The 13551-nt window shown below is 62.5% G+C and carries 11 protein-coding genes; 6 read left to right on the top strand and 5 right to left on the bottom strand.

Going from position 1 to position 13551, the window contains the following annotated elements; all coding sequences use genetic code 11:
- The first annotated feature begins 135 nt into the window (after window positions 1–135).
- Complete coding sequence (locus tag IE123_RS07570) at window positions 136–1131, top strand: ATP-grasp fold amidoligase family protein (protein ID WP_189516749.1); 996 nt, start codon at window positions 136–138, stop codon at window positions 1129–1131.
- 5 nt (window positions 1132–1136) lie between these two features.
- Here the strand turns inward: IE123_RS07570 and rhtB are convergent, their stop codons facing one another.
- Window positions 1137–1760, bottom strand: coding sequence for a homoserine/homoserine lactone efflux protein (gene rhtB, locus IE123_RS07565; RefSeq protein ID WP_189516747.1), 624 nt, complete (start codon window positions 1758–1760; stop codon window positions 1137–1139).
- A 231-nt stretch (window positions 1761–1991) separates the two neighbouring features.
- Between rhtB and IE123_RS07560 the strand changes: the two genes are divergently transcribed.
- On the top strand, window positions 1992–3194 hold the full coding sequence (locus IE123_RS07560; protein WP_189516745.1) for a PQQ-dependent sugar dehydrogenase: 1203 nt from the start codon (window positions 1992–1994) through the stop codon (window positions 3192–3194).
- A gap of 74 nt (window positions 3195–3268) precedes the next feature.
- On the opposite strand, the gene IE123_RS07555 is transcribed toward IE123_RS07560, so the two are convergent.
- Window positions 3269–4075, bottom strand: a complete 807-nt coding sequence (locus tag IE123_RS07555) for an MBL fold metallo-hydrolase (RefSeq protein ID WP_189516743.1) — start codon at window positions 4073–4075, stop codon at window positions 3269–3271.
- A gap of 160 nt (window positions 4076–4235) precedes the next feature.
- Window positions 4236–6059 (bottom strand): glycoside hydrolase family 15 protein, encoded by a 1824-nt coding sequence (locus tag IE123_RS07550; protein ID WP_189516741.1) that lies wholly within the window; start codon window positions 6057–6059, stop codon window positions 4236–4238.
- A gap of 306 nt (window positions 6060–6365) precedes the next feature.
- Here IE123_RS07550 and IE123_RS07545 point away from each other — a divergent pair, with 306 nt between their 5' ends.
- A complete protein-coding gene (locus IE123_RS07545) occupies window positions 6366–7157 on the top strand; it encodes a sulfite exporter TauE/SafE family protein (protein ID WP_189516739.1) in 792 nt (263 codons plus the stop codon).
- A gap of 142 nt (window positions 7158–7299) precedes the next feature.
- The gene (locus tag IE123_RS07540) at window positions 7300–8742 is read left to right on the top strand and encodes a YfcC family protein (RefSeq protein WP_189516737.1); all 1443 of its coding nucleotides are present in this window, start codon (window positions 7300–7302) and stop codon (window positions 8740–8742) included.
- A 108-nt stretch (window positions 8743–8850) separates the two neighbouring features.
- On the opposite strand, the gene IE123_RS07535 is transcribed toward IE123_RS07540, so the two are convergent.
- Window positions 8851–9612: an FCD domain-containing protein gene (locus tag IE123_RS07535; protein WP_189516735.1), complete on the bottom strand. Its 762-nt coding sequence runs from the start codon at window positions 9610–9612 to the stop codon at window positions 8851–8853.
- 279 nt (window positions 9613–9891) lie between these two features.
- Here IE123_RS07535 and IE123_RS07530 point away from each other — a divergent pair, with 279 nt between their 5' ends.
- Complete coding sequence (locus IE123_RS07530; protein ID WP_189516733.1) at window positions 9892–11586, top strand: L-lactate permease; 1695 nt, start codon at window positions 9892–9894, stop codon at window positions 11584–11586.
- Window positions 11587–11643: 57 nt separating this feature from the next.
- Window positions 11644–12798, top strand: a complete 1155-nt coding sequence (gene lldD / locus IE123_RS07525; RefSeq protein ID WP_189516732.1) for an FMN-dependent L-lactate dehydrogenase LldD — start codon at window positions 11644–11646, stop codon at window positions 12796–12798.
- Window positions 12799–12889: 91 nt separating this feature from the next.
- Here lldD and IE123_RS07520 read toward each other — a convergent pair whose 3' ends face one another.
- Window positions 12890–13492 carry an SEN1982 family lipoprotein gene (locus tag IE123_RS07520; RefSeq protein ID WP_189516726.1) on the bottom strand — a complete coding sequence of 201 codons (603 nt, stop codon included), beginning with the start codon at window positions 13490–13492 and terminating at the stop codon, window positions 12890–12892.
- Window positions 13493–13551 lie beyond the last annotated feature (59 nt).

The raw sequence follows: 13551 nt of genomic DNA, 5'->3' as shown, positions 1-13551 counted from the left end.
CCCTGTCAAATCAGATTGCTACCATCGTCTTAAGTTGAAAACATGATTTTTCCAGCACAGTGATGCGTCCAACAGGAAATGCTCAATCAATGAGGGCGCAACATTACGCCTCCTGGAACAAAGGGATCATGTGACATGAGAGGAGCATCGTTTAACAATAAAGGGCAGATCGCGCAGCGTCGTGCACTACCCGGCGCCGAATACAGGGCGTTCGTGCGCAAGGCCCGCAGAGCGCTCACATGGCGGTTCAGTGACAAGCTGTATGTCTCGTTCGTCTACCGCCGTGAGTTTGGAACATTTCCGAACCTGAACAACCCGCAAACCTTCAATGAAAAGATCTGCTGCCGGCGCTTTGATCCCGAGCCTGTCTATACCGTATTGAGCGACAAGTACGCGGTACGCGATTACGTCGCCGCCACGGTCGGTGACGAATATCTGATCCCCTGTCATGGCCATACCACAGAGCTGACGCCCGCCATTTATAGACATCTGCCCGAGAGCTTTGTCATGAAGGGCAATCATGGCTCGGGCTTCAATCTGCTGGTGAGAAACAAGCGGGATTACCCGCTGCAGCTGCTGGATAGTATTGGCAGACGCTGGCTGGATGCCGACTACTACACCATGAGCCGTGAATCGCATTATCGCAGGATCCAGCCCCAGCTACTGTTTGAAGACCTGCTGCTGGATGAGGACGGCCGACCGCCCATGGACTTCAAGTTCTACTGTTTCAGACGCCCGGACCGACGCGCCCCTGACATCTATATCGAGGTAGTGCAGAACCGCTTCACCGATTTTGCCGTGGATTACTATGACGTCGACTGGAATCTGGTGGAGGTCGTTCAGGACAGGTTCACCACCGGGCGACGGATCCCGAGACCGAAAAGACTCGATGAGGCCATCGAGGTGGCGACAAGGCTTTCCGAAGGCTTCGACTTTGCCCGGGTGGATCTGTATCTGACCGCAGGTCGCATCCATTTCGGCGAAATCACCTTTACCCCGACGGGCGGGCTCAAGCACTTCAAGACGCCCGAACACGACCGATGGTGGGGGCAATTGATGCAGCCCCTGAGCACCCTCGTCGAGCCGTCTCCCTACCCCGAGGTCGATATGCCCTGGCGCGAGCCCATCTGAGGCACTCAGGCCCGCCAGGTGGCCAGCAGCCCGGCCACCAGCACGAACAGTCCGCCAAACAGGCGATTGAGGAGCCGCTGCTGGCGTGGCGAGCGCAGCCAGCGGGCAATCATGGTGGCAAGGCCTGCAAAGCCGCACATCACCACGATATCGATGACGATCATGATGACGCCCATGACGGTAAACTGCGTGACCCGCGACAGCGCCGGGTCCAGAAACTGCGGCAGCAGCGCGATCATGAAGATGGTGGCCTTGGGATTGGTCACGTTGACCAGCACACTCTTCCAGAAGCGGGCCATGGCGCCCTCGCGGGGCGCATCACTCGAGGACGCCGCGATATCGACCGCCTTCTCCCGCCACTTGCTGATGCCCAGATAGATCAGATATGCCACGCCCACCCACTTGATCAGCATGAAGGCCAGCTCCGAGGAGGCCAGCAGTGCCCCCAACCCTGCCCCCACGACAAGAATCTGCACACCCAGCCCCACCTGCAGCCCCAGAATCGCCGGCAGGGTACGCCTGAGCCCGTAGCGCATGCCGTTGGACATGGTATTGATGGCGCCCGCGCCGGGCGTAATGCTGATCAAAAGCGAGGCAGCCAGAAAGGCCCAGAAGAGTTCGGGAGACATGTTCGCCACTCATTGCATCATCAGATATATCGGCAGATGATCATACGCCGAGTGTGATGGCGCGAACATGACCCGGGCATGACATGGTGACCGGGGATGTCGATGTCCTGCCGTGCTTGAAGCCAGCCTGAGGCCCGACGGGCATTGCGCGAGCGATCGTGCAAGGCTTGAGGCAGATCAAGCGCTTGCGTTTTCAACGGCTTCTTTCCACCTCTGCACGAAGGTCCTGCCATGCGCTCTACGTTACCGCCCCTGACGCTTCTGACCACGCTTTTGATCGCCCCGCCGGCCCTGGCCGAACCGGTGGACGTCGGCCCACCCAATGCGCCCTCACAGACGCCGGCCTTCGAGGGCCAGACCCGCGCGCCGCAGATTCAGGAGGCGACCGAGCTCAACGCACAGACCATCGTTGATGGCCTGGAACATCCGTGGGGCATCGCCTTTCTGCCCGGCGGCGACATGCTGGTGACCGAACGTCCGGGCCGGCTGCGGCTTATTACGCCCGAGGGCGAGATGTCCGAGCCGATCGAAGGCCTGTCCGAGGTAGATGCCAGAGATCAGGGCGGTCTGCTGGATGTCAGTCTCGGCCCCGATTTTGATACCGAGCGATGGGTCTATCTGAGCTACGCCGAAGCGCAGGATGGTGATAAAAACGCTACCACCGTCGCGCGCGGCAGACTTTCCGAGGACAACACGCGCCTGACCGATGTCGAGGTCATTTTCCGCCAGCAGCCGGGCTGGAAGTCCACCAAACACTTTGGCTCCAGGCTCATGTGGGGCGAAGATGGCAGGCTCTTTATCACCCTGGGCGAGCGCTCGCTGGTCGAGCCGCGCCAGCTGGCCCAGACGCTGGATAACACGCTGGGCAAGGTCGTGCGCATCAACGCCGATGGCAGCATGCCGACGGACAACCCCTTTGCGGGCCGCGATGACGCCCTTGCCGAGATCTGGTCCTATGGCCACCGCAACATTCAGGGCGCCGCCCTGCACCCCGAGACCCGCAAGCTCTGGACCATCGAGCACGGCCCGAACGGTGGCGACGAACTCAACCGTCCCGAGGCCGGGCATAATTACGGCTGGCCGGTGATCACCTACGGTGAGGATTACTCGGGTGGTCCCATTGGTGAAGGCATTACCCAAAAGGAGGGCATGGAGCAGCCGGTGTATTACTGGGACCCGACCATCGCCCCGGGCGACATGACCTTCTACAGCGGCGATGCGTTCGACGGCTGGCAGGGGGATGCCCTGATCGCCTCGCTCAAGCCCGGCGGCATCATTCGATTGCATCTGGAAGACGGCCGCGTCACCGGCGAGGCACGCTATCTGGAGGAGCTGGGTCGGATCCGCGATGTCGAACAGGGCCCGGACGGTGCGCTGTGGATTCTCACCGACAATGGGGATGACGCCCTGATCCGCGTGCTGCCGCAGGAGTAAGTCCGGACATATAACGCACAGCGCCCCCGTGCTCGATGACGACACGGGGGCGCTGTCGTCCATCAGACCCTCTTTTAGGGCCCCACCTGCTCGAGCGCGCGGCAGTAGCGCTCAACCGAATACTGCACGGCCTGCCCGGCGCCGTCGGGAATCTCGCTGCCCTTGAAGGCGCAGTAGAGCGCATCGAACTCGAGTCCCTCCAGCACTTCGCCCATCGCCCTGACCTGGCTTGCCGGCAGCGGAATGTTATTGGGATAGGACCACATGAACGAGGCCAGCCGGTCGGGCGTTACCAGCAGCGTATCGCCGGCCAACAGCAGCTGCTGCGCCGGGCAGTGCAGCACGCAGGCCCCCGGGAAGTGGCCGCCCAGCCGGTGCAGGGTGACCCCCGGCAGCACCTCGAGCCGATCCCCTTCCCAGAACGACAACCGCTCGGAAGGCTGCATGATCCACTGTCGGTCATCATCATGGACGTGCACCGGGCAGTCAAAGGCCTCGGCCCAGCTGGCCATGGTGCTGTAGTAGTGCGGGTGGGAGATGGCGATGGCAGAGAGCCCGCCGAGCCCCTGAATCAGCTGAAAGGTGGGTGCATCGAGCAGGCTGATGCAGTCCCACAGCACATTGCCCAGCGGCGTCTGCAAAAGCAGCGCCCGCTGACCGATGCCGAATGTCGGCGTGGTGCGAAGGCTCAAAAGCGTAGGCGTGAGCTGCTCGAACACGTTGGCATGATCCGCCAGCAGTGCTTCAGGCGTGGTCCAGCGCTGGCCCGAGGCGGGGACGAACTCGCGCTCGTCCTCACAGATGGGGCAGCGCGTGGGCGAGTATTCACTTTGCTCAAACTGGACGCCACAGTTGGCGCACAGACATCCCTTCGCAAGCATGGCGCTCTCCTGTAATCCAGTGTCACTCATCCCGGTTCAAGCAAGCATGGCACCACCTGCCCGGGTCTGCCGCCGGAACAGCCGGGAAACCTGTTGGCCCGGCAACAAAAAGCCCCCTGCACCGCAGGCGGTGCAGGAGGCTGATCAGATACGGACGCACTCAGTAGTGCGCATCCTCCAGCGTGCGCCCGGAAAGCGCGTTGGCCGCACAGATCTGCGCCAGGTGGCTGAGTCCCTGGGGTACGTTGCCCAGGTGTTCGCCGGTAGAGGGGTCGACCATCTCGGTCAAAAGCCCCAGATTGCCGTTGGTAGCCTCGAGTGCCTCATCCATCAGCGCGCGGGCCTCTTCCTGCTCGCCCAGCGCCGCCAGCCCCTCGACCATCCAGAACGAGCAGGCCACAAAGGCGCCCTCTTCCTCATGCACACCGGAGTAGCGATAGAGCAGCGAGCCACGGCCGAGCTCCTCGCGAATGGCGCGATAGGTCGAGAGCATCCGCTCGCGATTGACCTCGGCACCGAAGCGGTGAGTCAGACACAGCGCCGCGTCCAGCCCTTCGATGCCTTCGTAAAAGACATAGGCACCGCGCGCCTCGGACCAGCAGTGGGTCTCGATCCATTCGGCAATCCGGTGTCTTTCCCGCTCCCAGCGCTCCTTCCAGGTAGGCTCGATATGGCCCTGATCGGCCAGCTGCACCGCGTGGGTCAGTGCCAGCCAGCAGGCCATCTTGGAATGCGTATAGTGCTGCGTCTCGCCGGGCAGCTCCCAGATACCGGCATCGCGAATGCGCCAGCGATCGGCGCACTGGTTGGCCAGATCGCCAAGCAGGCGTGCCGTCTCGATATCAATGATATGGCCGGCATCGATAAATACGGCCGCCGTGGCGAGCATGTCGCCGTACATCCCCAGCTGGATCTGATCACGTGCGTCGTTGCCCACCCGTACCGGCTTCGATCCCTTGTAGCCGGTCAGCGGCGGATGGGTTTCAGCCGGAATCAACTCGCCCTTGAGGGTATAGCAGACCCGCATGTTCGGGCCGTGACGTCGAATGGCGCAGGTCAGCCAGGAGAAGGCCGCCTTGGACTCCTCGATCGCGCCGGCATGCACAAATGCCTTGATCATAAGACAGGCGTCGCGCACCCAGGCGTAGCGGTAGTCGTAGTTCTTGTCGCCGCCGATACGCTCGGGCAGCGACGTGGTAGCGGCTGCCGCAATCGCACCGCTCGGCGAGTAGAGCAGAAACTTCAGTGCCAGTGCCGAGCGATAGACCCACTCGGGGTATTCACCGTCAAAATCGAGCTTCTCCACCCAGTCGCGCCAGGCGAAATCGCTGACCTCGATACGCTCGTCGATGCTCTCGATCGACGGCACCGCCAGCGGCTCACCCTCGGTGGCCAGCAGCGCCACCATCGAGCGCTGACCTTCCCGCATCGTCAGCGTGCCCCGAGTGTAGCGATCGCAGCACGCCGTGATCTCCACATCCTCGGAGCAGCGCAGCATCGCCATCAGATGCCCCACGTTGTAGACCCGCCCCATGGGCGTGGTCTGAAGCCAGGGGCTGACCGTCTCGGTGCGGGTGCCGGCATGAAAGCAGATATCCAGCACAACCTCGCCCTCAAGCCCTTCGACCCGGCGGGCCAGTTCACACCAGGGCAGGCGCCCGGCGGTATTGCTGTTGATCGACTCGGTGACTCGCACCCGCCCGTGCCCGGTAATGAAGGTGGTCTCCAGTACGTTGCTGTTGTCGCGATAGCGCCGCTCGACCCGATACTCACCCTGTGGAGCAAGAGAGAAGTAACCGCCCACTTCAGGCTCGAGCAATCGATCAAAGAGCGGCGGCGAGTCCATATCCGGCACACACCACCAGTCGATCGCCCCATCCAGGGCGATCAACGCGACCGAGCGCCCCTCACCGATGGCGGCGTAGTCGCCCAGCGGGGCAAAGCCTTCTTCTCGCGCAGGATTGTCGACCTGTCTGATTGTCATCAATAAACATCCCTGTGGTTGGAAGCGACACATCCCGTATGTCGCTGATGGAAGGACCGCACTCCCCCCGGAGACCGAAACGGTGACCCGGCGCGCCGGCAGCATGCAAAAGTAGATACAGATTAATGCTCACTGTGGACGCTCAAGCGTCATTGCGCCAATGGGTTAATGCTTCGTTAAGCCCTGTAACATGCGTCTGCAATACACAGGCTACGCATCGGCAGCCAGGATGGAAGGCACTATGCTTGTCAGCAGTCCCCGCGCCCCTTGTGAAGCGCTTTCCCGTTCGACCACCATGGAACCGGCATGATCTTTCTTCTCTATCTCGCACTGGGCATCGTGGCAGGCATTCTGGCCGGCCTGTTTGGCGTCGGCGGGGGCCTGATCATCGTCCCGGTGTTGATCTACAGCTTTACCCTGCAGGGCGTCGACCCGGCCGTCATGACCCATCTGGCGGTGGGCACATCGCTGGCCACCATTGTCTTTACCTCGATCAACTCGATCCACGGCCACCATCAAAAGGGCGCTACGCGCTGGCCGCTGGTGGGCTGGATGAGCATCGGCATTGTCGGTGGCTGCGCGCTGGGGGCCCTGACAGCCTCCTGGATTCCGGGTGGTGAGCTGCAGACGGTGATCGGCCTTTTTGCCATCGCCATGGCGATCCAGATCGCCTTCAACCTGCGCCCGAAGGGCGGCGGCACGGACTATCGCCCGCCCGGAAAACCCTGGCTGATCGGCGGCGGCACGATCATCGGCTGGGCCTCGGCCATTTTCGGCATTGGCGGTGGCTCGCTGACGGTGCCGTTTCTGCTCTGGCGTAACCTGCCGGCCCAGCAGGCGGTAGGCACCTCGGCGGCCTGTGGCCTGCCGATCGCCATTGCCGGTGCGGCTTCGTTCATGTGGTTCGGCCATGGCCAGTCCCATCTGCCTGAATGGAGCATCGGCTATGTCTATCTTCCCGGCATGCTGGGCATTGCGCTGACCAGCATGGTCTCGGCGCGGCTGGGGGTGCGCCTGGCGCATCGGCTCTCTCCCACCCTGTTAAAGCGCCTCTTTGCTGCGCTTTTGCTGGTGATCGGGATCAACTTCCTGCTGTAGGGGCCAGCGTGCGCCATCTGCCCCGGCACGTGATGGTCACACCGGGGCGACTTTCGTCTGATGATCAGTTGTGCAACGATCAGGGGGCTGGTGCAGCCCCCGGGTTGTGCTGACCTCCAATCAAGAATAACGAGTCAAGCGCATGCCAAAGACATCCCCTCAGAACGCGCCCGTGCGTTCTGCCGAGAAACGTTCGTTTCAGATCCCCCATATTTACGCCATTCTTTTCATCTTCATCCTGCTGGCAGGTCTTGCCACCTGGCTGATTCCGGCCGGTGCCTACGACACCGTGCCCGGACCCAACGGCCGTACCACCATCGATGCTGCCTCCTTTCACTGGGTACCGGCCAGCCCCGCCGGGCCGACCGAGCTGCTGCTGGCCATTCCACGCGGGCTGCTCAGCGCCGGGGAAGTGGTGTTCTTTACCCTGCTGATTGGCGGCATGTTTGCCGTACTGCGGCGCACCGGCATCATCGAGCTGGGCGTTGATCATCTGACGCGCCACTTCGTTGGCCGCAGCCTGTGGGTCATCCCGGTGTTGATGACCCTGTTTGCGGGGCTTGCCACCATCATCGGCACCCAGGAGCTGTCGCTGGTGTATGTGCCGGTGATTCTGCCGCTTCTGATTGCGCTGCGCTTTGACTCGGTCACGGCTGCCGCCATTGCCCTGTGTGCGACCACGGCAGGCTTTGCCGCCGGCGTCATCAACCCGATCAACACGGGGCTTGCCCAGCAGCTCTCCAGCCTGCCGCTTTATTCGGGGTTCGGCCTGCGTCTGGTGGCACTGGTGGCCATGGTGATCGCGGCGGTGTTCTGGGTGATCCGCTATGCCCGGCGCGTGCGTGACAACCCCGAGGCGAGTCTGGTGCATGACGAGGCCGATGAGCAGCAAAAGCGCGCGCGCTATCAGCACGCCCTCAATGAGGTCACTCCACCGGCGACCGGCCGTCAGAAGCTCTGCATTGCGGTGACGCTCGCCCTGTTCGGGGTGCTGGTATACGGCGTGTTGGGCCGCGGCTGGTTCATGTCGGAAATGGCCGGACTCTTTATCGTCATGGGCGTGGTGGCCGGCCTGGTCGCAGGACTAAAGATCGACGAGATCTGCGAGGGCTTCAACGAGGGATTCCGGGACGTGCTGATGGGCGCCATGATCGCCGGCATCGCCCGCGCCGTGGCGGTCGTGCTGGAAGATGGCCAGGTGCTCGACACCATGGTGCACGGCCTGGGCCATCTGGTCGGCGGGCTGCCCACGGCGCTCACGGCACTGGGCATGTACATCGCACAGCTCGGCTTCAACTTCGTGGTGCCCTCGGGCAGCGGTCAGGCGCTGGTGACCATGCCGATCATGGCGCCGCTGGCCGATGTGGTCGGCGTCACCCGCCAGACCGCCGTGCTGGCCTATCAGCTCGGTGACGGCATCGGCAATATTCTTTACCCCACCTCGGGCTACTTCATGGCAACGCTCGCGCTGGCAGGTGTGCCCTGGCAGAAGTGGGTGCGCTTTTTCCTGCCGCTGTTCGGGCTCTGGGTGCTGATCGCGATGGTCGTTTTGATTGTCGCGCAGGCCACCGGCTGGCAGGGCTGAACTCTCGGCCTTTCAGAACCGGCATGATATGAAAAGGGCGGCCCCTCGGGGTCGCCCTTTTCGTGGTGCCTTTCCGGGGTATTACCGGCAGGCGTCTGTCAGAACGCCCTATCCCCGGCGCCGGGCGCGGGCCATGCGCTGCGCCTCGGCGTGTACTTCCGCAAGCACCTGCTGCACGTAGTGGATATGGCGCTGGGCAATATCGCGGGCAAGCTCGGGCTCTCGCGCCATGACCGCCTCGAACAGCGCCTGGTGCTGATGGCTGAGGCTCTCACGGGTCTCGAGGCGCTGGGCGTACATCCCGCCGATATTGGTCACGACATTGCGCTTTAACAGATCAAACAGCCCGCGGATCGTGTGCAGCAGCACGCCGTTGTGGCTGGCTTCGGCAATCGCCAGATGAAAATCCGCATCCGCCGCCCCTTCCTCGGCCTGGGTGGTCGGGCCCACATGCTGATAGCAGTGCTGCAGGCGCTCAAACGCTGCGCGCAGCCGCTCGCGATCCGGCTCGGTGGCCCGCTGCGCGGCATAGAACGCGCAGGCACCTTCCAGCGTGTGACGAAACTCGAGCAGATCACGCTGGGCGTCGGGACTGTTTTCCAGCAGCAGCAGCATCGGATCACTGAAGGTCGCCCCCAGTGAGGGTGTCACATAGGTGCCGCCCCCCTGGCGGCTGCTGAGCAGCCCCCGGGCGACCAGGCGCTGGATGGCCTCACGCAGCGAGGGCCGGGAGACCCCGAACTGCTCGGCCAGCACGCGCTCGGCCGGCAGGCGTTCGCCGGCCTTGAGCGTCCCTTCAAGAATCATCGACTGCAGCTGCTCAACGATGCCATCTGCCAGTCGGCGCTGACGAACCTGCCCTACTTCCATACCCCGCCCTCAATTGGTATTACCAATTTCATATTAAGCACGATTTTTCTGAACCATGGCAACGCCCATGCACCAAAGTAGCAGTCGGCTTTCGTTGACCCCTGTAACAAGCGCGCCTTACTCTCCACAGCGTCTGCATTAGAAAATATTGAATTGGCCTTACCAATTCAAACCCGACAAGTCCAATAACACCGTGGAGTAACGTTCATGCGCCACAGCGACATGCCGGCACGTGCCTTTCCCCTTCTTCCTGCGATCTGCCACTGAGAGGGCATCAACATGTCACCCGGTCTGCTTGCCCTGCTCGCCGTCACCCCCATCATTGTTGCCGGTATTCTGCTCATCGGCCTGCGCTGGCCGGCCAGTCGCGCCATGCCGGTGGTCTATCTGCTCAGCGTGCTGATTGCACTGCTGGGATGGGAAATGAGTGTTGTCCGCGTGCTCGCCTCCACGCTTCAGGGGCTCATGATCACGGTCGGCGTGCTGTGGATCATTTTCGGGGCGATCCTGTTGCTCAATACGCTGCAGCACTCGGGCGCGATCAGGGCGATTCATGCCGGCTTTACCACCATCAGCCCGGACCGGCGCGTGCAGGCGATCATCATTGCGTGGCTCTTTGGCAGCTTCATTGAAGGCGCCTCGGGCTTTGGCACCACGGCCGCCATTGCCGCACCACTGCTGGTCGCGGTGGGCTTTCCCGCCATGGCCGCTGTGTTGATGGGGATGCTGGTACAAAGCACGCCGGTGTCCTTTGGCGCCGTGGGCACACCGATCGTGATCGGGGTGACCACCGGACTGGACAACGTGGCCCTGACCGAACAGCTGGTCTCACGGGGCTCCAGCTGGGAGATCTTCATCCAGCAGATCACCAATGGCACCGCGATCACGCATGCCATCGTTGGTACCGTCATGCCACTGATCATGGTGTTGATGCTGACGCGTTTTTTCGGCGCGAAAAAAAGCTGGAGGGAAGGTTTTGAAATCCTGCCCTTTGCGCTGTTGGCAGGGCTGGCCCTGACGGTTCCCTACGTCATCACCGGGATCTTCCTCGGACCCGAATTCCCCTCCCTGCTGGGCGGTCTGGTGGGTCTGGTGATTGTGGTGACCGCCGCCCGCCTGCGTTTTCTGACGCCTAAAACGGTCTGGGACTTTGCCGATCGAAAGGACTGGCCAGCCGAGTGGATGGGCACCCTGCAGGCCCGAGTCGATGACCTTACCGCTCGCCCCATGAGTCAGGTGCTCGCCTGGCTGCCCTATGTGCTGGTCGGTGTCCTGCTGGTCATCAGCCGCGTCTTTCCCGAGGTCACGGCCGCACTCAAGTCCTTTAGTTTTGGCCTGACCAACATCCTGGGGGAAGACGGCATCAGCGCCAGTATCGAGCCGCTGTTTCTGCCCGGCGGCATCCTGATCTTCGTGGCCCTTTTGACCGTGGGCCTGCACCGCATGCGCCTGCGCGCGCTGAATGAGGCGGTCAGCGAATCCGGCCAGGTGCTGCTCAAGGCAGGCTTTGTGCTGCTCTTTACCGTGCCCATGGTGCGCATTCTGATCAATTCAGGCATCAACGCGGCGGACCTGCCCAGCATGCCGATTGCCATGGCGCGCTATGTGGCCGACAGCGTCGGCGGCGTCTATCCGCTGATGGCACCGACCGTGGGCGCGCTGGGGGCGTTTCTGGCCGGTTCCAATACCGTGAGCAACATGATGTTCAGCCAGTTCCAGTTCGGCGTGGCCGAGACGCTGGGCATTTCCGGGGCGTTTATCGTCGCCATTCAGGCGGTGGGCGCGGCGGCCGGCAACATGATCGCCATTCACAACATTGTGGCGGCGTCTGCCACTGTCGGTCTGGTCGGACGCGAAGGGATTACCCTGCGCAAAACGGTCTGGCCCACCCTCTACTACGTATTCTTCACCGGTGTCATCGGGCTGGTGGCCTGTTACGCACTCGGCATCAGGGACCCGCTGATGGGCGGCTGAGGCTGCCCGTCAGCACGACCTGACACGTCGTTCTTCTTCTCGGATCCAGGGCCCAACATGATCATTTCAGCATCAACGGACTATCGCGCGGCAGCGCAGCGCAGGCTGCCCCCCTTTCTCTTTCACTACCTCGATGGCGGCGCCTACGCCGAGTACACCCTGCGCCGCAATGTCGATGATCTCGGCAGCGTGGCCCTGCGTCAGCGCGTGCTGCGAAACATGTCGGAGCTGCGCCTTGATACCGAGCTCTTCGGTGAACACCTGGCGATGCCGGTGGCGCTGGCTCCCGTGGGCCTGTGCGGCATGTACGCACGGCGCGGTGAAGTACAGGCCGCCACCGCGGCGGCCGAAAAGGGCATCCCCTTTACGCTCTCCACCGTATCGGTCTGCCCGATCGAGGAAGTGACCGCAGCGCTGGACCGCCCCATGTGGTTTCAGCTGTATGTCCTCAAGGACCGCGGCTTCATGAAAAACGCCCTTGAACGCGCCTGGGCGGCGGGCGTTCGCACCCTGATCTTTACCGTGGACATGCCCACGCCGGGCGCGCGCTACCGCGACGCCCACTCCGGCATGAGCGGTGAACGCGCCGCAATGCGCCGGATGTGGCAGGCCTTTACGCATCCCTTCTGGGCCTGGGATGTCGGCCTGCACGGCCGGCCGCATGATCTGGGCAACATCTCGAAATATCGCGGTCACCCCACCGGGCTTGAGGACTACATGGGCTGGCTGGCAAAGAACTTCGATCCATCGATTTCCTGGCAGGACCTGGAATGGATTCGCGATTTCTGGAAGGGCACCATGGTCATCAAGGGTATTCTCGATCCGGCGGATGCGCGTGACGCGGTGCGCTTCGGCGCCGACGGGATTGTCGTCTCCAACCACGGCGGGCGTCAGCTTGATGGCGTGCTCTCCAGCGCCCGCGCGATGCCGGAGATCGCCAGTGCCGTGAACGGTGATCTCAGGATTCTCGCTGACTCCGGCATCCGCAGCGGGCTGGATGTGGTCCGCATGATTGCGCTGGGTGCCGATGCGGTACTGCTGGGTCGCGTCTTTATCTACGCGCTGGCCACCCACGGCAGGGCAGGCGTCATGAACCTGCTGGATCTGATCGCCAAGGAGATGCGCGTGGCCATGACGCTGACCGGTGCCAGCACCATCAGTGAGATCAATGGTGATGTGCTGGTGCCCCAGTCCGGCTCGGTCATTGACTGAGCGCTGTATGGCATCGGATATGCAGACACCAAAAAGGGCGGCCCTCATGGGCCGCCCCTTTTGATACGCTTTTTTCACACCGGCGCCGTGATTACTCGGCAAAGCGACGCTCGGTCTGCCACCCCTTGTTGGTCAGGATCATCATCGCGCGCTTGTGCTGGGTGTCCTCGATACCCTCAAGACCGCCCTTGTAGGCCTTGCGCAGGCTGTCTTCCTCGGCCCAGCTCGGGATATCGCGGATCTTGTAGCTGTAGCGGACGTGGGAGACGGTGTAGCCGCCGTCGATTTCCTGGGCAGGCGTGAAGTTATCAACGCCTTCAATGCGCACCTTGCCGAAACAGAAACCGCCCTGCTCAAGGCCATGGGCGCGGGCATAGCTGTTGCGCCCGTCCTTTGTCAGCTTGTAGCGCAGACGGCCATCGCTCAGGTCTTCACGCTCGAGCAGTCCGGCCTCCACCAGCGCATTGGCACGTTTGGCGCGATTGGCCATGTCGGGGTTCTGACTGACAGCGCGCTTGTCCATCACGAACGGCATGCGCGGTGCCGGCGCTTCCAGACAGATGGCCGGGCCCATGTTGCCCACATCATCCTGCAATGCCGAACGGAAGTTGCTCTCGCTGGCCTCCCTGGCATCACCACAGGCGCTGAGCAGGGCAGCCAGCGGTAAAAGTGCCAGCACGCGATATGACTTCATACAATGACTCCTGATCAAACTTGAATTCGGTATGCCTGCCCAAAAGCGTAGCCCCTTTA

Source organism: Kushneria pakistanensis (assembly GCF_014652795.1).
GTDB classification, from domain to species: Bacteria; Pseudomonadota; Gammaproteobacteria; order Pseudomonadales; family Halomonadaceae; genus Kushneria; species Kushneria pakistanensis.
Note: the sequence above shows the minus strand (reverse complement) of the source record. Positions and strands in the feature narration are given on the sequence as shown.